22 protein-coding genes are annotated in these 22,095 nt (G+C 41.9%); 15 read left to right on the forward strand and 7 right to left on the reverse strand.

Annotation, left to right across the window (positions count from 1 at the left end; genetic code table 11):
* Nucleotides 1–135: 135 nt before the first annotated feature.
* The 3 genes from BLR84_RS03665 (at nucleotide 136) to BLR84_RS03675 (ending at nucleotide 1,803) form a co-directional block, all read left to right on the forward strand.
* Nucleotides 136–879 (forward strand): hypothetical protein, encoded by a 744-nt coding sequence (locus BLR84_RS03665; RefSeq protein WP_090464446.1) that lies wholly within the window; start codon nucleotides 136–138, stop codon nucleotides 877–879.
* A gap of 168 nt (nucleotides 880–1,047) precedes the next feature.
* The gene (locus BLR84_RS03670; protein WP_090464451.1) at nucleotides 1,048–1,593 is read left to right on the forward strand and encodes a DUF2975 domain-containing protein; all 546 of its coding nucleotides are present in this window, start codon (nucleotides 1,048–1,050) and stop codon (nucleotides 1,591–1,593) included.
* Between the two features lie 3 nt (nucleotides 1,594–1,596).
* The gene (locus BLR84_RS03675; RefSeq protein ID WP_090464456.1) at nucleotides 1,597–1,803 is read left to right on the forward strand and encodes a helix-turn-helix domain-containing protein; all 207 of its coding nucleotides are present in this window, start codon (nucleotides 1,597–1,599) and stop codon (nucleotides 1,801–1,803) included.
* An 85-nt stretch (nucleotides 1,804–1,888) separates the two neighbouring features.
* On the opposite strand, the gene BLR84_RS03680 is transcribed toward BLR84_RS03675, so the two are convergent.
* Nucleotides 1,889–3,379 (reverse strand): MAC/perforin domain-containing protein, encoded by a 1,491-nt coding sequence (locus BLR84_RS03680; protein ID WP_090464459.1) that lies wholly within the window; start codon nucleotides 3,377–3,379, stop codon nucleotides 1,889–1,891.
* Nucleotides 3,380–3,717: 338 nt separating this feature from the next.
* Here BLR84_RS03680 and BLR84_RS03685 point away from each other — a divergent pair, with 338 nt between their 5' ends.
* Nucleotides 3,718–4,143 carry a hypothetical protein gene (locus BLR84_RS03685; protein ID WP_090464462.1) on the forward strand — a complete coding sequence of 142 codons (426 nt, stop codon included), beginning with the start codon at nucleotides 3,718–3,720 and terminating at the stop codon, nucleotides 4,141–4,143.
* A 417-nt stretch (nucleotides 4,144–4,560) separates the two neighbouring features.
* Here the strand turns inward: BLR84_RS03685 and BLR84_RS03690 are convergent, their stop codons facing one another.
* Nucleotides 4,561–5,715 (reverse strand): hypothetical protein, encoded by a 1,155-nt coding sequence (locus BLR84_RS03690; RefSeq protein WP_090464464.1) that lies wholly within the window; start codon nucleotides 5,713–5,715, stop codon nucleotides 4,561–4,563.
* A 215-nt stretch (nucleotides 5,716–5,930) separates the two neighbouring features.
* Here BLR84_RS03690 and BLR84_RS03695 point away from each other — a divergent pair, with 215 nt between their 5' ends.
* Nucleotides 5,931–6,140, forward strand: a complete 210-nt coding sequence (locus BLR84_RS03695; protein WP_090464474.1) for a hypothetical protein — start codon at nucleotides 5,931–5,933, stop codon at nucleotides 6,138–6,140.
* 451 nt (nucleotides 6,141–6,591) lie between these two features.
* Here the strand turns inward: BLR84_RS03695 and BLR84_RS03700 are convergent, their stop codons facing one another.
* Complete coding sequence (locus BLR84_RS03700) at nucleotides 6,592–7,227, reverse strand: hypothetical protein (RefSeq protein ID WP_090464477.1); 636 nt, start codon at nucleotides 7,225–7,227, stop codon at nucleotides 6,592–6,594.
* Nucleotides 7,228–7,491: 264 nt separating this feature from the next.
* Here BLR84_RS03700 and BLR84_RS03705 point away from each other — a divergent pair, with 264 nt between their 5' ends.
* The 5 genes from BLR84_RS03705 (at nucleotide 7,492) to BLR84_RS03725 (ending at nucleotide 11,631) form a co-directional block, all read left to right on the forward strand.
* Complete coding sequence (locus tag BLR84_RS03705) at nucleotides 7,492–7,836, forward strand: FxLYD domain-containing protein (RefSeq protein ID WP_143013820.1); 345 nt, start codon at nucleotides 7,492–7,494, stop codon at nucleotides 7,834–7,836.
* Between the two features lie 451 nt (nucleotides 7,837–8,287).
* The gene (locus BLR84_RS03710; RefSeq protein WP_143013821.1) at nucleotides 8,288–9,325 is read left to right on the forward strand and encodes an alpha/beta hydrolase family protein; all 1,038 of its coding nucleotides are present in this window, start codon (nucleotides 8,288–8,290) and stop codon (nucleotides 9,323–9,325) included.
* Between the two features lie 49 nt (nucleotides 9,326–9,374).
* Nucleotides 9,375–9,992 carry a recombination mediator RecR gene (gene recR, locus BLR84_RS03715; RefSeq protein ID WP_090464483.1) on the forward strand — a complete coding sequence of 206 codons (618 nt, stop codon included), beginning with the start codon at nucleotides 9,375–9,377 and terminating at the stop codon, nucleotides 9,990–9,992.
* A gap of 3 nt (nucleotides 9,993–9,995) precedes the next feature.
* Nucleotides 9,996–10,829 (forward strand): glycosyltransferase family 2 protein, encoded by an 834-nt coding sequence (locus BLR84_RS03720; protein ID WP_090464486.1) that lies wholly within the window; start codon nucleotides 9,996–9,998, stop codon nucleotides 10,827–10,829.
* Entirely contained in the window at nucleotides 10,816–11,631 is an 816-nt protein-coding gene (locus BLR84_RS03725; protein WP_090464489.1) for an SDR family oxidoreductase, read from the forward strand. The genes BLR84_RS03720 and BLR84_RS03725 overlap by 14 nt, the downstream gene beginning before the upstream one ends.
* Nucleotide 11,632: 1 nt before the next feature.
* On the opposite strand, the gene BLR84_RS03730 is transcribed toward BLR84_RS03725, so the two are convergent.
* Nucleotides 11,633–12,589: an ion channel gene (locus tag BLR84_RS03730; RefSeq protein WP_090464491.1), complete on the reverse strand. Its 957-nt coding sequence runs from the start codon at nucleotides 12,587–12,589 to the stop codon at nucleotides 11,633–11,635.
* A gap of 279 nt (nucleotides 12,590–12,868) precedes the next feature.
* Here BLR84_RS03730 and trpD point away from each other — a divergent pair, with 279 nt between their 5' ends.
* From trpD to trpA, 4 genes are all read left to right on the forward strand, one after another.
* Nucleotides 12,869–13,858 carry an anthranilate phosphoribosyltransferase gene (gene trpD, locus BLR84_RS03735; protein WP_090464493.1) on the forward strand — a complete coding sequence of 330 codons (990 nt, stop codon included), beginning with the start codon at nucleotides 12,869–12,871 and terminating at the stop codon, nucleotides 13,856–13,858.
* 2 nt (nucleotides 13,859–13,860) lie between these two features.
* On the forward strand, nucleotides 13,861–14,505 hold the full coding sequence (locus tag BLR84_RS03740) for a phosphoribosylanthranilate isomerase (RefSeq protein ID WP_090464496.1): 645 nt from the start codon (nucleotides 13,861–13,863) through the stop codon (nucleotides 14,503–14,505).
* Entirely contained in the window at nucleotides 14,489–15,670 is a 1,182-nt protein-coding gene (gene trpB / locus BLR84_RS03745) for a tryptophan synthase subunit beta (protein ID WP_090464500.1), read from the forward strand. The genes BLR84_RS03740 and trpB overlap by 17 nt, the downstream gene beginning before the upstream one ends.
* Nucleotides 15,671–15,772: 102 nt before the next feature.
* Nucleotides 15,773–16,543 (forward strand): tryptophan synthase subunit alpha, encoded by a 771-nt coding sequence (trpA, locus tag BLR84_RS03750; protein WP_090464503.1) that lies wholly within the window; start codon nucleotides 15,773–15,775, stop codon nucleotides 16,541–16,543.
* 120 nt (nucleotides 16,544–16,663) lie between these two features.
* Here trpA and BLR84_RS03755 read toward each other — a convergent pair whose 3' ends face one another.
* Both BLR84_RS03755 and BLR84_RS03760 read right to left on the reverse strand, forming a co-directional pair.
* Complete coding sequence (locus tag BLR84_RS03755; protein ID WP_090464506.1) at nucleotides 16,664–17,284, reverse strand: L-threonylcarbamoyladenylate synthase; 621 nt, start codon at nucleotides 17,282–17,284, stop codon at nucleotides 16,664–16,666.
* A 689-nt stretch (nucleotides 17,285–17,973) separates the two neighbouring features.
* Complete coding sequence (locus BLR84_RS03760) at nucleotides 17,974–18,516, reverse strand: YceI family protein (protein WP_090464509.1); 543 nt, start codon at nucleotides 18,514–18,516, stop codon at nucleotides 17,974–17,976.
* Between the two features lie 164 nt (nucleotides 18,517–18,680).
* On the opposite strand from BLR84_RS03760, the gene BLR84_RS03765 reads away from it, so the two are divergent.
* On the forward strand, nucleotides 18,681–20,321 hold the full coding sequence (locus tag BLR84_RS03765; protein ID WP_090464511.1) for an FMN-binding glutamate synthase family protein: 1,641 nt from the start codon (nucleotides 18,681–18,683) through the stop codon (nucleotides 20,319–20,321).
* 153 nt (nucleotides 20,322–20,474) lie between these two features.
* Here the strand turns inward: BLR84_RS03765 and mgtE are convergent, their stop codons facing one another.
* Nucleotides 20,475–21,845, reverse strand: a complete 1,371-nt coding sequence (mgtE, locus tag BLR84_RS03770) for a magnesium transporter (RefSeq protein WP_090464514.1) — start codon at nucleotides 21,843–21,845, stop codon at nucleotides 20,475–20,477.
* Nucleotides 21,846–22,095: the final 250 nt, after the last annotated feature.

The raw sequence follows: 22,095 nt of genomic DNA on the forward strand, positions 1-22,095 counted from the left end.
TGAGGCCCCCGCTGCATAGCGGGGGCTTTTTGTTTGATATTAAGGGATCTGTTCCTTCTCCAATAATAAATTTGAAACCACAATAAACTATAGGGTAAAGGAGATGTCAAAAAACAGAAACTAAATCACAAGTATATGACTACCGTAAACCTTCAAATGAAAAAACTGTTGCTGGCTGCCTCGCTGATATTTGTTTCCTACTTAGGGCACAGCCAGAACATCACCTACACCAAAGACGCTTCCGGAAATATGGTTCAGGACGACGGCCACGGCAATAAGCGAATCTATAAAACAGATGTATGGGGCAATACGGTTGTAGAAGATGGATGGGGAAGGGTTATCACTAAGCTTAAAAAAGATAATTGGGGTAACCCTGTGGAAGAAGGTGAAGACGGAAAAAAAAGGGTTTATAAAAAGGATGCATCGGGTAATACGGTTGTAGAAGACGAAGGGGGAAGGGTTATCACAACGGTTAAGGAGGATTTTTTGGGAACGGTGAGCGAGGGTGATGGCGGGAAAAAGGCTTATGGAAAAGATATCTCTGGCAATACGGTTATAAAGGACGACAGGGGGGTAACGATAGGAACCGTTAAGAAAGATATTTTTGGGAATAATGTGGAGGAATACAACGACGGAACGAAAAGGGTTTATGAAAAGAACATCTTCGGCGATACGGTTGTAAAGGACGAACGGGGAACAACTATCTCAACCCGTAAAAAGGATATTTTTGGCAATGTTGAAGAGACGGACGCCCAGGGCAAAAAGAAGACGTATAAAAAAGACATCTTCGGTAATACGGTTGTAACAGATGAAAGCGGAAAGACCATCGGCACCTACAAGAAAAATATTTTCGGGGATACCGTTTTTGAAACGCAGTGATCTTAAAAAACTGTTTTAACCCGGTATTGGCCCACCGATCTGCATCGGTGGGCTTTTTGTTTTAAATTTCAGCTTGCGATAGCATTATAGTTTTTTTTCAATAAAAATTTATTGTTTTTCGATAAATAGTATTACGTTTGTACTATCATTCTTTAAAACTGAAATTTTATGGAAATTACTACCAAACGAACACTAAACGTATTGCTCATCCTTTCGTGGATAATATTTGTTGGCGTATGTGTTGAGGCCGGTGGCTTTATAGTAAATGCATTTTTTGCATTGGTGAACCCCGCTGTTGTGAAGCATCTTTGGCACGAAACCGATCTGTCGGCTCTTTTACAATACAATACCGGGTACTTTTTTGCCGAGATGTTGTTGATGAGCGTTGTAGCCGTACTGAAGGCCTGGTTGTTTTACCTCATCATCAAAATTATGCACGATAAAAATTTCAATTTGGTTCAGCCTTTCAATAAGGAGGTGAGGCGTTTTATTTTTAATATAGCCTGCATTACCTTCATGATCGGTTTGTTTTCCTGGTGGGGCGTAAAATATACCGGTTGGCTGGTTGGGCAGGGGGTAGCCATGCCCGATGTACAATATTTGCGCCTGGGCGGTGCCGATGTATGGCTGTTTATGAGTGTTACCCTTTTCGTGATCGGGCAGATCTTTAAAAGAGGTGTCGAAATTCAGGCAGAAAACGAACTAACCATATAAGCTATGCCGATCATTGTAAATTTGGATGTGATGATGGCTAAACGGAAAATGTCATTAAATGAACTTTCGGAAAAGGTAGATCTCACGTTGGCCAATCTTTCTATCCTCAAAACCGGGAAGGCCAAAGCCATCCGTTTCAGTACGCTCGAAGCTATTTGCCAGGCGTTGGACTGTCAGCCGGGCGATCTGCTGGAGTATTCGAAAGAGTAAAGTATAAAAAAACGCGTCATTGCGAAGCAAGAGCCTCGCAATGACGCGGGTAGTAGTTACTAAATAGCGATTAAACTAACTTAATTTAATTTGCAAAAGCATAAAATGCAACGCCATCATTTGTCCAGGTACCATCAAAAGGCGTTTTATTTGGACTGAAATAATGATCCTCATAAGCGTTTTTACCGGAGCCGCCCTGTATTCTGAATGAATAGATAGGCACAGTGCCTGCAACACTTGTTGCGTAGGCATAAAATATAATGCCATTTTGAGCCCATGCTCCCCATCCCGGGTTTGGATTTGGATTAAGTATACGGTCGTTTAATTGTGGGTTATAATATTGATAAATAGGCACAGCATTATTATACGGAGTGGAATATGCCTTAAACGGCTGACCGTTTGGATGCCAGCCATCGCTTAAGTACTGAACGTACATATTGGGATTTAAGTTATTGGCATGCCTGCCCAGTTGATTGGTATAAAAATCATAAACTTCCTGCGGAGCAAGTTTAATCTGTTTATCATTGATATGTTTGTCAACAGCAGCCTTAACCAGTGCTTTTTTAGCAGGATCGGCTATAAAATCATACAAATAAAGCGCGTTTCCTACATCAATCAATGCTGCGTTAGTAACGCTGATACTGCTTTGCCAGCTTCCAATATTCACCGTTTCGCTTGTGTTTCCATCTTTATCAACTGCTATAGTTCTGCCTGAGTTTGTTCCGCCGTAAAACTTTACGGTATATTCCTTCTGACTGGTGGCCGTTGTAATTTGGGTTACTTGTTCTTTACTCTTATCGGCACTAAGATTAACACCAATTACGTTCAGTACACTAACACCTAATCCTACTTTTACATCCGATGTTTTTTTGGTATAATCAGTTTCGCCCAGTGTAGCACCACTATAATTAAATCTTAAACGGCCCCCTATGCTAATATCCAGCATAACGTGGGTGCCATATCTGGCTACTAAAGCGTCGGCACTCAGCGTGGCTACATTGTTAATGAATTCCGGGGTTAAATATTGCGTTAATAAAGCGGTGGTAACATCACCGGTAAATCTTATCCTTTTTATCTTTTGCGATACTTCGTAAGTTGCGTAGGAGTATCTGCTTGAGTAGGAAGTTTTGTTTTCGTCAGTACTGTTTACACTCAAACTCCCCGAAAAAAGAGATTTACTGGCATCTGGTGTAGCGCCTTCAATTTTAGGATTGCTGTTGCCATTAATATCGAATGATTTTTTTGAACTAACATCCTTCATGTAATCATAGGCGGTGGCACCGCCGTAATATTGCTCTGTACCTTCGGTGGTAGTGTTTACATCAATTCTGCTCAGATAGGCAGTCGCAAACCTGTCCACGTCAAAAATTGGGGCATCAGATACGCTGGAAGCGTTAAGTAAATCGCCGGTAACATCTAAGCCGTAGCCTAATAAATCCCACTTACCATCGCCACCAGACCGGATTTGAAGTTTTCCGTCATTTACGGGCGTATTGTTTTTTGCGGGTGAAATGTCGTTTTGGCGCTTACATGACCAAAATAAAGTAATAAAAAGAAAAAAATAGAGTTTTTTCATGAGTGATAAATGATTGTTTGGTTTAAATAATATCACGAAAATACTATTTGCCACAAATCATGAATTATAAACTCGACGGAGATGCATATATACCTGGCCAATCAAGAGATATCGTCGTCGAATTGATAAGGGGCCGATTCAAATACTAATGCAGGCATGCCGTGTGTACTTCCTCATATGTGGGAATGATTAGACACACGCGACACACGTGCGTCAGCGGGGATCTGCTGGAGTATTCGAAAGAGTGAATTCCAGCGTTGGCGATTTGGCAAAATCTAATAACTTTGTTTTAATCGGTTAGTATTCAATGTAAACAAAAAGCCATTATCACAAAAAGCATGGAAAACGCTATCAGTACAAAAACATTAAAAAACGCGGAACTGCTGTTGCGCATCCCCATGAGCATTACCCTGCTGGTTGCCGGTATCAGCAAATTTTGCAGCCATGGAAATTTCCATAAATACTACCTCAAACAGTTCACCAATCCCGATCTGCGTATCAATCTGCCATCGTCGCTGTTTGACGTTTACCTGGGCCTGATCCCTTTTATCGAAGTGGGGATAGGCATAGCGCTGCTCACGTCCATCAAACGCCGCTTTTTTATCGTGGTATGGATAATCTATTTTATTTCCCTGGAAGTAGGGCATTACGTTTTGGAAGAGTTTACCTCTGTCGATCTGCTTATTCCCATCATCTTGTTTGGCGTAGCAGCGTATATACTGCCCGGGTATGAGTTTTTTGGAGGGAAGGAGAGAGTGCAGTAGCGGAGGATAAAAAATATAAGCCTGTCGCCCTCGCGGTTTCAGGCTTATGTTTGACTAACGTAACTTGTGCAATCTTAATTAACCCCTAACTGGAGAAGAAGAAATTAAAATAATAAGCACTGCAATATAAGGGATACCCGGTTTCGGACAGGCAAAAACGGCAGAAAGGAGAATCCGTCCGTTGAATCAACCTAATGGATCGTTGAAATAATGCTAACAATGTCAGTAATGTTGACTGGATTTGGCTGGTGGGGTTATTGAAACTCTCACTCCTATAAGCGTGATGCTTGTGGCATTGGGTTATTTGTTTGTGCTGCCGCAAGGGTCCCCATTGTGGCTAACATGCTAAGTTTATAACCTTCATACGTACCACAAGCGGGACGCCTGCGGTAGCGGGGGTTCAATTATTCCTTTAATTTATTGTGTGCTTTCATCATCCTCACCATCTTTATCAGTTGACTCCTCTAATTGTAAAAAGCTTCTTCCTTCCGTTAACGCGGCAACGTTATTTCTTTGAAGTTTAAATTGAGTATTTCTCTCTCTAAGATTTAAAATAGCCTGTTTATAGTCTTCATTTTTTTCCAAAATTTTCGCATCTATCCGACCTCCTTTACCTTCAAATTTTATAATGTTTTTTACTGCCATTAAAACGGCCGTTTTGATCTCATGGTAGTCCGTATGTTCTGTATTCGGGAAATAATACTCCATTAATTCTTCTGTTATCTCCTGCGCTTGCTCGTTCACATTTATATCGGTTTTCTTTAGCAGTTTAGCAATTTCCAATTCTGTCATAATGCCTGTTTTTTGGAGTTCCAAAACTTTCTGCTTGGCATTTAAAAACCTCAAAAAAGTCTCTAAAACTTTGTTGCTACATCTGCAAAGAGCCCCAATTATTGTTGAAGCAACAAATACAGTTACAATTAATGACCCTCTTTTAATTGAAGATATTTCAACATCTGTATCGGTCTCACATACTAACCTGGCAAAACAATTTATGATAAAATTCCATTCCTTAGAAGCTGCGGAAATTTCGTTAAGCTTAGTTATCAGGGCGTCATCTTCAAAAATTATAGATAGAGTACTTTTTTTAATATCTGAATCCTCCTCAATATCCGATATTTCAAGGGGTTTAGTTGAATTGAAAAAATGGCTAAATTGTTGAAGCCTGGAAAACGCGTTGTATAGTTCATTTATGCTTGATAGAAGTTGTTCATAAATAAGAATAATGTTGTTTATGTTAGCGTTTTTGATCTTACCGATAAGTTCGTTTATTTCGCTTATATTAACATCTAATATATCTATTTCATCTATTGTTAAATTACCTACAACTTCAGCCTGTAATGCTGGCAAAGTCTTTTGGATAGTAATAAGCAAAGGCTCAATTTTCGCTAATGAGTTTGTTATATTGGGGGATGCTAAATTTTGACTACTAAAATTATTTCTGGCTTCCGATAAGGTTTTCGTCAACGAAGATAGTTTGGCAATAAGTTCATAAATTAGGGATTCTATTTTAAAAGAAGAAAAAGCGTTATTAATAACCTTACCGATGTTGTAAGCTTGTGAAAAGTTCATGGTGAATACTTATATTAAAAGGATAAATATAAATATCTAAAGGGTACTATCACATTTTATTTTTATCCTCTTTTTTTAGTTCTATTCTCGTATTATGGTATTACGTGTGCTGAAATTGGATAGCCCTTGAGAGGGGCTTTTTTTATGCTTTATATTTCGTAATTTTTGAGCTCATTAATTAAGTTGTTCAAATTACTATAACCTTAGCTCATACCATGATATTTAAAATAAAATCCAAACAACATTTTGCCAATTCATTTGATATGTTTTGCCAGGTTAACAAATTGCCCGAACTGCCTATCTATAAGTTCAAATCTGACCCATATCCAATGACGGATATTGATGATGGTTACCTGGAGAAAATTAAAAACGATGATCCAGTAAAATATGAAAAGCTGATTGAATTTTTGAATGGAGTGTCTTAAAATGATATTCGACTCTTTTAAGAGACTCGTAAATAGGCATTTAATCAAAAAATATTGTTAATATGTGCTATTTTTCAACATTACATCCGGTTTAAAATAATCCACATATTTTATTGGTTATATTTGTACCAGCGCATGAAAAAGGGGCTAACGGAAATTAGCCCCTCAATGTGATAATTTCTTATCGTTGGTTCTTGAATAAATCAAAGATAAGGATAATTAAAAATATTTTGAATGTTTTTATGAAATTAATTTTATAAAACGCTTGCGATGTTTTTAGTAGAATATCATATTAATTAAAGCTCTGCGCGTTTTTTTAATATGGAGGTACTACATCATCTCCCCATTGTTATTGCGTGTATTGGCGCAGTGACACGTTTAGTGAAGGCTCTTACTTTATTACTAAAAGAGGCCAAAGCAAAAAAGAATCAGCCCCCCTAAAGGGGCTTTTTTATGATAAACTCGCCAATCCGTGAGTATGTGCCCAAACACCAGCAAAAAAGATGAAACCTATAAGGGTCAACAAAAAGGCAATAACAGCCACTCCTGTACCTATGGGTAGGTGCGTAAAAATTCCGAAGAGCTTTTTTATTGTTAACTCGTCAAGTTGAAAGACGCTGTCTTTTAATCTTTGTATTTCTGCATCTTTTTCGGCTAAATCTGTTTGCAGTTGAGCGATGGTCAAATTATTTGCTTTTACTTTTTCTGCAAGTTGGCTATTGCTATTTTGTATTTGAGCATACTGAGTTTGCAATTTATTATATTTGGTTTCCCAAGTTGGTTGAGCAATTGCGGCTTGTACGGGATCAGGTATGTGCTCCTCTATAAAACTAATATAGCTTTGAACAAGTTTTTTTGCAGTTTCTTTTGATCGATTAATTTGGTCTATACTGCTTACGCCAACAATGCTGCCAAACCTTAATTGACTTATTTCAAGATGTCTCATATCCAGCACTCCAAAAATGGCTTTAACCTCATGTTCTGTTTTAGACTTCCATACCTTTTCATCAAAGCTATTGTCTAAGTCAAAGATGCAATCGTTTAATAATTTTATTGCTTTCTGTTTGGGTATTTCTATGCCAGCCATTGTAATAAGGTTTGTTTAATATCAAATATAGGAATAAGTGTAGAAACCGCTGTCAGTACTACTATGTGCGCGGTTGCTTTTTGCATGTGCTAAAATTCTTAGGTAACTTTATACCTGATTGATTTATGGCACTCGGGCAGCAACTTATTACCAATTTACTTTCAGAACCGCTAAGGAAATCCGATGTTAAGCACCTAAGCTGAAGGCTGAAAGATTAAAGCTGAAAGGTTATATTTGTGTATGCGCAAATTATTAGTATTCATTTTGTTTGTAATCTTAGTTAGTTGCGAAAGCGAAGTACACAAACCAATAATAGAAGTAAACAATCAGCTAAAAGATATTTCATTTTCGAGATTGGATTGCCGCTATGATGCCAGCAACGGTCAGCATCGTGTATATGCCTTGTTAAAGCATAATGGCAACAAGAGATTAAAATACTTGCAAATGAATGCTATTTATTACGATGCTAACGGAAAAGAGATAGCCCGCTCACTTGGTGGTTTGAAATATGAGTTGATGCCTGGCGATAGTGATGTTGTAGAAAATATTTGGCTTTTCCCAACCCCAGCCGATCTGCCAACTAAAATAGTATTAAACGCTACAAATTAAAAAAGACTAAGATTCTCCGCTACCACAAGCCTCTCGCTTGCAGTTAACCTATTTCCCCATCCCACAAAAAAATCGTATATTTATACAAACACCAGCCCGGTTACCCTTCAAAAAAGGTAACCGGGCTGTTTAGTTAAGGACAAAACCAGGCCAAAAACCGACCGTTTGGTATGTCATTATTTGACAGTCAATAAATTAATACTTTTTAAAGCTTTTAAAACTGCTCAAAACCGTGTTGAAATTTGTTAAAAAGTGTTAAAATCGATGGTTTTGAATAAATTTTTGAACGTTTTTGCCCCTGTTTTTGTTAAAAAGTGTTAAAATTTAAGGTTTAAAAAGTTTTTTCGCACCGGTTTTAACCAATTTGATTTATTGACTTTTGTCAAACTGATCACCAATTCGCCACCGGATATTTGGACAAGGAAAAATTAAAATTCTCCGGTAAGGATCAATGAAGAATATACTACTTGTTTTATGCATGCTGATAGGCGCCCAAATAACCCATGCACAAACCGCCACGCTGAAACCCGCCAAAGTGGGCAGCACCACCCGCGATTTCGCAGATAGCAGTCGCAGTAACTGGCTGGGCACCGGTCCGCGGCCGCTCCGCACCATGATCTGGTATCCGGCCGGGAATGGGGGAGTATCCGAGCAAGTGGATGATCCACAGCAGTTTGCGTCGCCTGTGACTGTATATCGTAATGCGGCCATAGCGGGTAAGGGTAAATACCCGCTCATCATGATATCGCATGGTGCGCAGGGCAACCCGGTACAAATGCGCTGGCTGGGCTATTACCTGGCTGCCAGGGGCTTTATAGCGGTCATCGTGGCCCATAACGGCACCAACCCCGAAGAACGCCGCGCAACCGAAAACGACCGCAGCCTGTCTGATTTCTGCATGTGGGAACGTCCCCGGGATATCTCGGTAGTGCTGGATAAAATACTGATCGACAAGGAGTTCAAAACAAGGATAGATATCAGCCGGATCGCTGTAGCCGGTTTTTCGCTGGGCGGTGCGACGGCCATCTGGTTGGCAGGCCCTATATTTAACCTGGACAGCCTGGTCAAAAGTGAGCCCGAACCACCTGCCCAGATCCGCGAGGCCATCAACCGGCTCATAGCCCTGTCTAAAACCGATCCTGTGATGCTACAATCCACTAAGCACCAGGGAGATTCGTTTCGGGATGGGCGTATCAAAGCTGTTTTCGTGCTGGGTCCGGCTATCGGGCATGCCTTCAGTAAGGAGAGTTTGCATAGTATCACCGTGCCCGTTCAAATTGTAGTCGGTGATGCCGACCTGATAGCTCCAAAGGACCTAAATGCGGAATATTATACCCAAAATATCCCCACAGCTAAAAAGTTGATCATTCTGCCCGGTGAGCGTGGACATTATACCAGGCCGCAATTGGCCCATGAGCGTCCGGCTGAATTACAGGAGGTTAGCGAAATAGCCTACCGGTTTTTCATGACCACTTTAAAGCCAAATTGAGGGTATGCCCGGTTTTTCTGAATTGCGGGTTATTCATTAACTTCGTGCTATGAATTTTTCGTCCAAATTGCTGGAGAATGCCGTAGCGGAGTTTGCCAAACTGCCGGGAGTAGGACAAAAAACCGCCCTGCGCCTGGTGCTGCATTTACTGAATCAGGATAAGCAGGATGTGGAGCAGTTTAGCAAGGCTATCAGTAAGTTACGTAACGAGATACAGTTTTGCAGCGTTTGCCATAACATCTCAGACCAATCGGTATGCGAGATCTGCTCGTCGCACAAACGCGACCATAGCCTGATATGCGTGGTGGAGGATACCCGCGACGTTATGGCTATTGAAAACACCAACCAATACAATGGCATTTACCATGTACTGGGCGGCCTGATATCGCCTATGGACGGCATCGGGCCATCAGATCTGCAGGTGGATACTTTAGTGGAACGACTGAAAGCTAATGAGACCAAAGAGATCATTTTTGCCCTGAGCGCCACCATGGAAGGCGACACAACTTTATTCTATCTTCATAAAAGAGTAAAAAGTTTCAATATTACTATCTCAACCATTGCCCGTGGCATAGCTTTTGGAGGTGAGTTGGAGTACGTTGATGAGATTACCTTAGGACGATCTATCGCTACACGTGTTCCATATGAAAACTCACTGACAAAGTAAAAAATGAAACTATCGGTTATCATTGTTAATTATAATACCTGCAACATGCTCCGGCTGGCGCTTAACTCTGTGGTAAGAGCCGCCCAGGACATCGCGAATGAGGTTTTTGTGGTTGATAATGGTTCAATTGACCGGTCGTTGGCCATGATCCAGGAGGAGTTTCCGGAGGTGAGGGTGATAGCTAATACCAAAAATGAGGGTATAGCCAGGGCCTATAACCAGGCTCTGAAACTGGTTTCGGGAGAGTATGTTTTAATGGTCAGTGCGGATACTATTACAGGCAAAAAGACCATAGAGAAAACGCTGGAATTTATGGATCTGCATACCGATTCCGGCGGGCTGGGTGTCCGGATGATCACACCTGAGGGGCGTTTCCTGAAAGAGTCGAAACATGGCTTTACCAGGCCATGGGGCATATTTTTTAAATTGACCGGGCTAGCTAAATATTTTTCAAAATCGCGGCTTACCGATGTGCAACGTAAAGACTGGGTAGAGGAGTTTCAAACTTCCGAAACCGATGTGCTGAATGGCGCTTTTATGCTGTACCGGAAAGAGGCCCTTAATCTGGCCGGTTTGCTGGATGAGCGTTTCCATATTTATGGATATGATATCGACCTGTCATACCGGGTAAGGCTTACCGGGTTCAAAAACTACTATTTTCCAAAAACATATATCATCAACTTCAACACAAGGGGAAAAGCTAAATTTAGCTATGCTTATATCAGGGAATTTTATGGTGCTATGATTATATTCGCCACAAAATACTTGTTTAAGGTGCCCGAAATAAAAGTGGAGGGCTTACCGCAGCTTTACCCTCCATCGTATGAAGTTGAATAATAAAATCGTTATCATCACCGGTGCCTCATCGGGCATTGGCAAATCACTGGCTATTGAATGTGCAAAACGCGGCGCAAATGTAGTATTGGCTGCCCGTCAGTACGTTACCCTTTGCGAAATAGCGCAGGATCTGGAAAAGCAATACAACATTAAAGCTCTTGCAGTACAGTGCGATGTAGCCATTGAGGAGGATTGCGAACACTTGATAAAACAGGCATTGACCACCTTTGGTAAAATAGATGTACTGATCAACAATGCAGGTATTTCCATGCGGGCGCTATTTCAGGATGCTGATCTGAAAGTATTAAAGAGCCTGATGGATGTTAATTTCTGGGGAACGGTATACTGTACCAAATATGCCTTGCCAGAAATATTGAAAACTAAAGGGAGTGTAGTAGGCATATCATCCATAGCCGGATATAAAGGTTTGCCAGGCCGTACAGGCTATTCGGCATCCAAATTCGCGATGAACGGCTTTTTGGATTCATTGCGGGTAGAGAATTTAAAAACCGGCGTTCATGTGCTTACGGCCTGTCCGGGTTTTACCACATCAAATATCCGCAACACTGCTTTGGCAAAAGACGGTAGTCAGCAGGGAGAAAGTTCCATGGACGAAAATAAGATGATGAGCAGCGAAGAAGTGGCCCGGATCATCGCGGATGGTATCGAGAACCGCTCCCGTACCCTCATCATGACCAGGCAGGGTAAACTGACTGTAGCCATTAGTAAGTTTCTGCCGGCATTTTTGGATAAGATGGTGTACAATGTTTTCGCGAAAGAGAAAAATCCATTGCTGAAGTAGGTTATTGGTTCACTGGCGAAAGCACTTCAAAATCATTGATCTTATCCAGGTGCAATACAATCCTTCCATCTTCGTCGCGGTCAAATGTGGGTCTGAATTTGGCATCCCACACCATGTCTTTATAAGTATAGGTAGTACGGGAATGGATAGTTTGCGAAAAAGTATCGTCAAAGATTCTTAATAATACCGAGAAAACTACCTGTGCTTTTTCAAAATCTTCCCGCGTAAAATCTTTCAACGGACTATCATCATCAATAGGATGTACTACAGTCCAGTTAATGGATAATATACTTACTGCTTTACGCTCCAGTACCAGTGGATAAAATTTACGTTCTGTTTTGCCATTTACCTCTTCATTATAGGAGAAATTTACTTCTATATGCAAATCAATCAATACGTTATGCCTTGAATTGGCCAGCCTGAACATGAGGCCGGTTTTATCTCCTTTATAAGGGGCAACAAGAATATTTTCGCTGTATTTGATCTTAGCGGTAGGTTTTGAAAAACGGCCGTAAAGTAAACCTGTGGCTAAAGCAAAGGCCAGCAAACCCATCATTGATTCCAATGCCGCCACTGAATTGGCGGCCATACCCTGCGGACTAATATGCCCGTAACCTACAGTAGATATGGTTTGTGCCGAAAAAAAGAAGGCATCCATAAAATGGTCAAAAAGGGTAGTGCCGCTTTTGCCGTCAAGACTGTCTGTTCCGAGGGCAACGTATATACAGGCAAAGATGATATTGGCCACCATATAGCCACTTAAAACAACCAGCCAAAACTTTGTCCAGCTCATGTTGATGAGGGTTTGATAGCTGTTTAACCGGTTAAAAAAGGGGAGCCCTGTACGTTTTACGTTGATAGAGCCGTCTTTATTAATTACCGGCTGGCTTTTTATAACCGGCTGTGTGCCAAAGCCAAGATCGTCTTCCGGGTTTACTTTTCGTGTATTATGGTTCATTTGGAGTGTAAGCTTTTCGGCTTTTGCGTAAATTTATCATTCTGTTTGCTTTTAGGAAAAACTATTTCCATATTTGTGGCACAAATGAAAATGATAGTATTAAACAATAACTGGTGGTGGCTTAACGATTAATCGTAAGGCAATTCCGTTTTTTGTTTTTTAACATAATATTCAGAAGGGTTGCCATAAGGTAACCCTTTTTTGTTGCCCTCAATTTTTGAGGGATAAGTTGGATAAAAATTAATCATAAAAAATCTCCCCTTTAGGAGATATTGGCTTATGAAACAGATACTAAATCATCTTTTTGAACACAAAACCTTTACCCGGGAAGCTTCAAAAAATATTTTGACAAACATTGCGCAGGGGCAGTACAATAACTCGCAAATGACAGCTTTCATGACGGCATATTGCATGCGCAGTATCACCGTTGAAGAATTGGAAGGCTTCCGTGACGCGATGTTGGAGCTTTGTTTACCTATTGATCTGGAAACTGGTCAGCTGATAGATCTTTGCGGAACCGGCGGCGATGGTAAGGATACTTTCAATATATCAACCCTGGCATCGTTCGTGGTAGCAGGTGCCGGCTATAAAGTAGCTAAGCATGGTAATTATGGGGTATCATCGGGTTGTGGTTCATCCAATGTGATAGAATACCTGGGTTATCAGTTTACTAATGATGCCGATAAATTGAAGACTAGTATCGATAAAGCAAACATCTGCTTTTTACACGCGCCCTTGTTTCACCCAGCCATGAAAACGGTAGCCCCTATACGCCGTGAATTAGGGGTAAAAACGTTTTTTAATATGTTAGGTCCCCTGGTTAACCCGGCTAAGCCCGAGAATCAGTTGGTTGGTGTATTTAACCTGGAGCTTGCGCGGGTTTACGCCTATCTATATCAGAAATCAACCACTAAATATACCATAGTAAATGCGTTGGAAGGCTATGACGAGATTTCGCTCACCTGCGATTTCAAAACCTTCTCTGCCGAAGGCGAAAAGATCAATACGGTTGAAGGGCTGGGTTTTGAAAAACTGGATCCCAAACAAATAACCGGAGGCGATACCGTAGCTGCATCAGCTAAAATATTTACCGATGTGCTTAACAATCAGGGCACATTTGCCCAGAATAATGTGGTGCTGTCAAACGCGGCGCTGGCTATCAAAACCATCGGCCCTGAAAAAAGCTTTGCCGATTGCTATTATGAAGCAGAGGAAGCCCTATTAAAAGGAAAAGCGTTGAATAGTTTTAATCTTTTATTGCAGAACTAAGCATGAGGATTAAAGTTTGTGGCCTAAAGCAACCCGAAAACATCAAAGCCGTAGCCGCCTTAAAACCGGATTACATGGGCTTTATTTGCTACGGACCATCGCCACGCTATATTGATACTTTGTCATCAGAGGCGCTACAGGCAATACCAGGAAACATTCATAAAACGGGTGTTTTTGTAAATGAAACCACCGAAGCCATTAACTCATTGATCGATCAGTATGATTTTGATACCATACAACTGCATGGTGACGAAAGCCCGGAATTTGCTGATGCTTTTAAAGGCAAGGTGACGGTTATAAAAGCCTTTGGTGTTGATAACGACTTTGATTTCAGCAAACTTACTGCTTACGTCCACAAAGTTGATTATTTGATGTTCGATACCAAAACCACTATTTATGGCGGTTCTGGTAAAGTATTTAACTGGGACATTTTGAATAAATATACATTGGATACTCCTTTCTTTTTATCCGGCGGTATAAGTCTGGATAATATAGAAGAAGTTAAAAATATAACACATCCGCAATTTTACGCGGTTGACTTGAACAGTCGGTTTGAAGATGAACCGGGTTTGAAAAATATCCAGAAACTAGGAAAAGCATTTGATATCATCAAAAAACACACTATTACAGATGAAATACGGAGTTAACGAACATGGTTACTATGGCGATTTTGGCGGCGCTTATATCCCCGAAATGCTGTATCCAAACGTCGAAGAGCTAAGACAGCAATACCTTACCATCATCAATGATCCGGATTTTAAGGCCGAGTTTGATGATCTGCTGAAAAATTATGTAGGCCGGCCATCGCCTTTGTATCACGCCAAAAGGTACTCTGAAAAATATGGCGCTAACATATTTTTTAAGCGGGAGGATCTGAACCATACCGGTTCGCACAAGATCAACAACGCTATCGGGCAAATATTGCTGGCCAAACGCCTGGGTAAAAAACGTATCATTGCCGAAACCGGTGCCGGTCAGCATGGTGTAGCAACTGCTACTGTATGTGCCCTGATGGGTATTGAATGTGTGGTATACATGGGCGAAATTGACATGGCACGCCAGGCTCCCAATGTTTCCCGTATGAAAATGCTGGGCGCTACCGTGAGGCCGGCCTCATCGGGTAGTAAAACACTCAAAGATGCTACCAATGAGGCTTTGCGCGATTGGATAGCCAACCCGGTTGATACCCACTATATCATCGGCTCGGTGGTTGGCCCGTACCCATATCCCGATATGGTGGCCCGTTTTCAATCTATCATATCCGAAGAAACAAAAAAACAACTTGTAGAACATACCGGTAAAGAATTGCCTGAATATGTACTGGCCTGTGTGGGCGGTGGCAGTAATGCCATGGGGATGTTTTATCACTTTTTAGATGATGAGCAGGTTAAGCTGGTAGCTGTGGAAGCCGCCGGTAAAGGTGTCGATAGCGGTCATTCCGCAGCTACTACCTTTCTGGGCCACGAAGGCGTTCTGCATGGCAGCCGTACCATACTGATGCAAACACCCGACGGACAAGTGGTTGAACCGTACTCTATTTCGGCGGGCTTGGATTATCCCGGTATTGGTCCGCAGCATGCGCATTTGTACAAAATAAACCGTGCTCTATATGTGAGTGTTACCGACGATGAAGCAATGAGGGCAGGTTTACTTTGCTCGCAAATGGAAGGCATTATCCCAGCCATTGAGTCGTCACATGCGCTTGCACAGCTCGAAAAAATGAAATTTAATCCAACAGATAACGTCGTGATCTGCCTGTCAGGCCGTGGCGATAAAGATCTCGATACGTTTATCAAATATTTCGGTTATTAGTTAGTCGATGGTCCATAGACCATAGTTGAAAATTATATTCCTGAGAGCTAAACTTAAGCCATGGACAATGGACTATCGTCTATGGACAAATTATAAAACACAATGAACCGATTAAACCAGCTTTTTGCAGCTAAGAAAAATAACCTGTTATCCATATACTATACCGCGGGTTATCCTGCTTTGAACACTACAGTTGATATTGCCGAGGCTTTGGAAAAAGCCGGCGCCGATTTTCTGGAAGTAGGTTTCCCGTATTCCGACCCGGTTGCTGATGGGCCAACCATACAACATAGCTCAGAACAGGCGCTGGAGAACGGCATGACCCTAAACCAGCTGTTTGAGGAGCTGACCGAACTGCGTAAACGGGTTACCATTCCGATTTTGTTGATGGGTTATTTTAACCCTATTGCACAATACGGCGTTGAGCGTTTCTGCAAAAAAGCGGCTGAACTGGGTGTAGACGGCGTTATTGTACCCGATTTGCCCATGTATGAGTACGAGGCTTTGTATTCGGCTCATTTTATCAATAATAACCTGAGCAATATATTCCTGGTGACCCCACAAACTTCACCAGATCGAATTCGTAAAATTGATGAGTTGAGCAATAGTTTTATTTACCTGCTGTCGTCATCGTCTATAACCGGTGGTAGTCTGCAGCTTACCAATAGTATTGAAGATTACTACAAACGCATTAAGGCTATGGAACTTAAAAATCCAACCATTATCGGTTTTGGTATATCAGACAATGCAACCTTCAAAAAAGCCTGCGAATATGCCAATGGCGCTATTGTAGGTAGTAAGTTTGTAAAGCTGCTGGCCGAAGAGGGTTATATGGAAAAGATACCAGTTTTTGTGCGAGATATCAGGCCATAAGCATTTCTCCGCGCGTCATTGCGAGGAACGAAGCAATCCCTAATAGGCAGGTTCACTCCGTAGTTAGGGGATTGCCACGCTGCGCTCGCAATGACGCCATTTTTTGTTGTTTTACCCTCCTTACAAATACAATTCCAGGTCCCCTTTACCTTCACGGATGATCTCGAAATCGCCTTCGGTACAGTCAACTACGGTAGAGGCGATGTTATCCCCATAACCGCCATCGATCACGATATCAACCAGGTCTTCATATTTCTCGTAGATCAGTTCCGGGTCGGTAGAATACTCTATAATATCATCATCATCCTTAATAGATGTGGATAGGATAGGGTTACCCAAAACCCGCACGATCTCGCGGGCTATCTCATTAGCAGGCACCCGGATACCCACCGTCTTTTTATTGGAGCTTAACAGCTTGGGCACCATATGGCTGGCATTGAATATAAAGGTGAACGGTCCCGGCAAAGCCTTTTTGAGCACTCTGAAGGTAGTATTGTCAATCGGTTTGATATAGTCAGATATGTGGCTCAGATCGTAGCATATAAAGGAAAAATTAGCCTTTTCGGGTTTAATGTTCCTGATCTTGCAGATGGCTTCAATGGCTTTATGATTAGTGATATCACAACCCAGGCCGTAAACGGTATCGGTAGGGTATATGATGAGGCCACCTTTGCGTAATACTTCAACCACCTGCTCTATAGCTTTAGGGTTAGGATTTTCGGGATATATTTTAATAAGCATGATATACAGACAAATATACCTATAACTTGGTTTAAATCTGGTGACTGTCTGCTGTCAGCCGTGAGGATTTTAACATTTGGGGATAAGAAAAACTTTTTAAACCTCTTATTTTAACACTTTTCTGCTCAAAAACGACTTAAAACAGGTCAAAAATCACCCGGAAAACCCTCATTTTAACACTTTTTAACAAATTTTAACACAGTTTTGAGCAGTTTTTAAAACTTTAAAAAGTATTAAAATATTGTTATTCAATTAATTGAATTGAAAATAATCGATTTTAGGCTTGGTTTTGTCCTTAACTAAACAGCCCGGTCCTCTGATAAAAAGAGAACCGGGCTGCTGTTTGTATAAAGATACGAAAATTTAAGGGCATCGTCAAATGACTACTATATAGAATATGTCATTGCGAGAAGGAACGACGAAGCAATCTCCTCGCGTTTAATATGCAAGTGACGAGATTGCCACGCTACGCAATGACATGTCTCTTGGGTTATCAATTAAAAAACTCTTTGCGGAGATGTCAGAGAATAACTAGCACAGTAGGAAACAAAAAAGTCATTTGCCAAAGGCAAATGACTTTCATCATCATCATCTATTTCAACCTGTTGAGTGTTTTAATAAACCGGGTTGTTACCTGGGCAACAACGCCGGCTTTTAAATGTTAAAACACAGCAACAGTATTAAAACAATTAAGCTTGTTTGGTCAACTGTAGGTTGATGAGCAATTTAATGTCTTCGCCAACCACTACTGATCCGGCTTCGGTTACGCCATCCCAGGTTAAACCAAACTCTTTGCGGTTTACTTTACCCGAAATTTCAAAACCTGCTTTGGTGTTACCGTAAAAATCGGCTGCAGAGCCACCAAATTCGGCGCTAAGGGTTACCGGTTTGGTAACGTCTTTTATAGTCAGGTTACCTTTTAATTCATATTCCTCATCATCAGTTTTGGTTAATGAGGTTGATTTAAAGATGATCTTTGGATATTTTTCCGCGTCAAAAAACTCGCCGCTTTTTAAGTGCTCGTCGCGCTGAGTCTGGTTGGTATCGATGCTGTTAATGTCTAATGAAAAATCCACTTCGGCATTGTCAAAATCATCACCTTCAGTTATGATCTCGCCTTCAAAGCTTTTGAAAAAGCCGCTTACGGTTGATATAACTAAATGTTTTACTTTAAATTGTACTTCTGAGTGCATAGGGTCGATAACCCATTTTGTTGCTGTTTCTGTTGCCATGATTTTTTTTATTTGTTTTGTTGAGTCAAAGATAATAACAAATTAGATGTTTAAACATCTAATTTTATTTCATTACAATTCGCCGACAATCAAGTACAAGTTTAACCATACAATTGCGCTAATGTTTAACTTTAAGAGTTATTTTTATATTAAATAATCTATTTATGAAGAAGCTTTTCATTACCTCGTTCATTATCATATTTGCCGCGCTCATTGGGTGGACAATACTATGGAAACCGGCTGCCTGGTCGTTCGTGATCATGGTGCCTATATATGCGGTAGGCTTTTACGACCTGGTTCAAAAAAAGCACAGCATTGTACGCAATTATCCCGTGTTTGGTCATCTGCGCTTTCTGATGGAAGACCTTCGCCCCAAAATATACCAGTATTTTATTGAGAGTGATACCAACGGTACGCCCTTTAACCGCCAAAATCGCAGCGTGATATATCAGCGTGCTAAAAAGGTTGATGATACCCGGCCCTTTGGTACCGAACTGGATGTGTATGAAGATGGCTACGAATGGCTTAACCACAGCATAGCGGCGATTGATCATCATAAGCTTGATCTGTCGCCAAGGGTAAAAGTTGGTGGCCCCGATTGTAAGCAGCCTTATATGGCCAGTGTTTATAATATATCGGCTATGAGTTTTGGTTCGCTGAGCGAGAACGCGATTCTGGCCCTGAACGGCGGCGCCAAATTGGGCAACTTCGCGCATAATACCGGCGAAGGCGGCCTGAGCGATTATCACCTGAAACCCGGCGGAGATATTATCTGGCAAATAGGCACCGGCTATTTTAGCTGCCGCCATACCGATGGTACTATTGATTATGATGCTTTTGCCCAGCGCGCCGTATTGCCGCAGGTAAAAATGATCGAAATAAAGTTATCGCAGGGAGCCAAGCCTGGTCACGGTGGAATATTGCCAGCCGCCAAGGTTACGCCGGAGATTGCGCGGATCAGGCTGGTGGAGATGGGGCAGGATGTAGTATCGCCGCCATACCATACCGCGTTTAGTGATCCTATTGGTTTAACCCAATTTATCAAAAAGCTGCGTGAGCTATCGGGTGGCAAACCTATCGGCTTTAAGCTTTGTGTCGGTCATAAGAGTGAGTTCCTGGCGATATGCAAGGCTATGGTGAAAACAGGTATCTATCCCGATTTTATTACCGTGGATGGGGGCGAGGGTGGTACCGGAGCCGCCCCGCTGGAATTCTCGAACTCGGTAGGTATGCCCCTGCGCGAAGCCCTGGCTTTTATTTATGATGCCTTAACTGGTTTCGACATTAAAAAATATATCAAGATCATCGCATCGGGCAAGGTGGCTACCGGGTTCGACCTGGTAAAGAATTTTGCCCTGGGTGCCGATATGTGCAACAGCGCCCGCGGAATGATGTTTGCCCTGGGCTGTATACAGGCGCTGGAATGTAATATGAACACTTGTCCAACCGGCGTAGCCACACAGGATAAAAGCCTGATGCGCGGCCTGGTGGTGGACGATAAAAAGGTGCGTGTGGCCAATTTTCATAACCAAACGGTAAGCAGTGCCATACAAATGATAGGTGCGGCCGGCCTGGTAAAACCTTGCGATCTGCACCGTATGTTCATCTATCGCCGTATTAACCACAGCCAGATACAAACCTACGGGGAGCTGTTCCCCTATATCCCTAAAGGCAGCTTGCTGAATACACCATACCCTTCAAGCTTTGAACTGGATATGGCCATCAGTAACGAGGATAGCTTTGTGCCCGATTACAGCAATGTAACTAATATTGATTACAGCAATGTGAGTTCATATATGAGTTGAGTGGTGAGTGGTGAGTGTGCATTATGTTAAGGCGGATGCCCCCGGCACAACAACCTTACGCGTCATTGCTTCGTACCTCGCAATGACGTGTTAATCTTAATAATCGTCACTCGGCTGGAGCCGAGCGACTGCTGAGCTAACGAGATACCCTCATTACAGCATCACACCCTTCATGATCATCACGGCGATGCTAAAGTAAATGATGAGTCCGGTAACGTCCACCAGGGTAGCTACAAACGGGGCAGATGATGTTGCAGGGTCGGCGCCTAGTTTTTTCAGGATGAGTGGTAGCATGGAGCCTGCCAATGATCCCCACAATACAACACCAACCAGGGCGCAGCCTACGGTTAAGCCTACCAATATCCAGTGTGGTCCGTAAATGGGCGAAAACATGGTCCAGATGTAAATACGCATAAACCCTATTAATCCAAGCGTTAGGCCCAGCATTAAGCCCGACAACAGCTCACGGCGCATTACCCGCCACCAATCGGTAACCGTAACTTCGCCCAAGGCCATGGCCTGTATAATTAGGGTTGAAGCCTGCGAACCGCTGTTACCGCCACTTGATATAATAAGCGGGATAAACAAGGCTAATACCACGGCTTTTTCAATTGATTTTTCAAAAAATCCCATGGCGGTAGCGGTCAGCATTTCGCCCAGGAACAAAATAATAAGCCAGCCAACCCGCTTTTTAACCAGCCTGAAAAGGTTAATATCCAGGTAAGGTTCGTCCAAAGCTTCGGTACCACCAATTTTCTGGATATCCTCGGTATACTCTTCGTTGGCTATCCATAAAATATCATCGACAGTTACAATACCAAGCAATATATGCTCATTGTCAACCACAGGCAGGGCCACGCGGTTGTTCATCCTGAATATATTGATGGCTTCTTCCTGCGGATCACTGGCGCTGAGGGATATCAGGCGCCCGTCCATCAGGTCGCTTACTTTGGTTTCGGGTTTAACTAATAATATTTCCCGTATCCTGATATCATCAAGCAGTACGCCGTTTTCATCAATTACATAGATCACATCAATGGTTTCGGAGTTTTTACCGTAGCGGCGGATGTGGGATAATACGCGGGTAACATCCCAGTTTTTCTTAACGGCAATATAGTCGGGGGTCATCAGACGCCCAACGCTTTCTTCTTCGTAACCTAATAAAGAGAGCGCCTCTTTGCGGTCATCGGGCGACAGGTGCAGGATGAGTGTTTTAACGGCATCACCATGTAATTCGCTAAAAAGGGCGGTACGGTCATCGGGAGGCAGCGCGTTGATCAGATCGGCTACTTTTTGTCCTGATAGCTTTTTGATGATACGTTCCTGGGTAGGCGAATCCAGGATCCGGAAAACGTTAACAGCGCGGTTGAGCGACAGGGTTTCAATAAATCGGGGGCCATGTTCGGGTAGCTCACCTATCAGTTCTTCAACGTCTGATATGTTTAGGTTGTTCAAATATTCCTTTAATTGTTTATTGTTTTCCTGCTCCAGCAACAATTCTATTTGTTCAACCATTTCGTTCATAAAGTTCCCCCTGTTGTTTTACATCTTATTATTAATCTGTTTCGCCTTGTTTTGACGTTGGCAAAAGTCGTTTATTTTTTCAAATTATAGGCAAATTTTTGTGTTATCTTTGCGCGAATTTTATCGGTAGTCTGAATCAGAATTTCTCACCTGTTGCTTGTTTTCAAAGGTGTTCAAGAGAGCTTCGCAGTTTTCGGAATTAAAGAATTTTCAGAATTTGACTTTTGGGGTTTAGAATTTAGAGTTTAGA

Origin of the sequence: Mucilaginibacter sp. OK268 (assembly GCF_900103125.1) — a bacterium.
Classification (GTDB): domain Bacteria; phylum Bacteroidota; class Bacteroidia; order Sphingobacteriales; family Sphingobacteriaceae; genus Mucilaginibacter.

Bases quoted from the DNA above. Each gene is read 5' to 3' on its own strand.
- BLR84_RS03665 (WP_090464446.1), top strand. From the start codon at position 136: ATGACTACCGTAAACCTTCAAATGAAAAAACTGTTGCTGGCTGCCTCG.
- BLR84_RS03670 (WP_090464451.1), top strand. From the start codon at position 1,048: ATGGAAATTACTACCAAACGAACACTAAACGTATTGCTCATCCTTTCG.
- BLR84_RS03675 (WP_090464456.1), top strand. From the start codon at position 1,597: ATGCCGATCATTGTAAATTTGGATGTGATGATGGCTAAACGGAAAATG.
- BLR84_RS03680 (WP_090464459.1), bottom strand. From the start codon at position 3,379: ATGAAAAAACTCTATTTTTTTCTTTTTATTACTTTATTTTGGTCATGT.
- BLR84_RS03685 (WP_090464462.1), top strand. From the start codon at position 3,718: ATGGAAAACGCTATCAGTACAAAAACATTAAAAAACGCGGAACTGCTG.
- BLR84_RS03690 (WP_090464464.1), bottom strand. From the start codon at position 5,715: ATGAACTTTTCACAAGCTTACAACATCGGTAAGGTTATTAATAACGCT.
- BLR84_RS03695 (WP_090464474.1), top strand. From the start codon at position 5,931: ATGATATTTAAAATAAAATCCAAACAACATTTTGCCAATTCATTTGAT.
- BLR84_RS03700 (WP_090464477.1), bottom strand. From the start codon at position 7,227: ATGGCTGGCATAGAAATACCCAAACAGAAAGCAATAAAATTATTAAAC.
- BLR84_RS03710 (WP_143013821.1), top strand. From the start codon at position 8,288: ATGAAGAATATACTACTTGTTTTATGCATGCTGATAGGCGCCCAAATA.
- recR (WP_090464483.1), top strand. From the start codon at position 9,375: ATGAATTTTTCGTCCAAATTGCTGGAGAATGCCGTAGCGGAGTTTGCC.
- BLR84_RS03720 (WP_090464486.1), top strand. From the start codon at position 9,996: ATGAAACTATCGGTTATCATTGTTAATTATAATACCTGCAACATGCTC.
- BLR84_RS03725 (WP_090464489.1), top strand. From the start codon at position 10,816: ATGAAGTTGAATAATAAAATCGTTATCATCACCGGTGCCTCATCGGGC.
- BLR84_RS03730 (WP_090464491.1), bottom strand. From the start codon at position 12,589: ATGAACCATAATACACGAAAAGTAAACCCGGAAGACGATCTTGGCTTT.
- trpD (WP_090464493.1), top strand. From the start codon at position 12,869: ATGAAACAGATACTAAATCATCTTTTTGAACACAAAACCTTTACCCGG.
- BLR84_RS03740 (WP_090464496.1), top strand. From the start codon at position 13,861: ATGAGGATTAAAGTTTGTGGCCTAAAGCAACCCGAAAACATCAAAGCC.
- trpB (WP_090464500.1), top strand. From the start codon at position 14,489: ATGAAATACGGAGTTAACGAACATGGTTACTATGGCGATTTTGGCGGC.
- trpA (WP_090464503.1), top strand. From the start codon at position 15,773: ATGAACCGATTAAACCAGCTTTTTGCAGCTAAGAAAAATAACCTGTTA.
- BLR84_RS03755 (WP_090464506.1), bottom strand. From the start codon at position 17,284: ATGCTTATTAAAATATATCCCGAAAATCCTAACCCTAAAGCTATAGAG.
- BLR84_RS03760 (WP_090464509.1), bottom strand. From the start codon at position 18,516: ATGGCAACAGAAACAGCAACAAAATGGGTTATCGACCCTATGCACTCA.
- BLR84_RS03765 (WP_090464511.1), top strand. From the start codon at position 18,681: ATGAAGAAGCTTTTCATTACCTCGTTCATTATCATATTTGCCGCGCTC.
- mgtE (WP_090464514.1), bottom strand. From the start codon at position 21,845: ATGAACGAAATGGTTGAACAAATAGAATTGTTGCTGGAGCAGGAAAAC.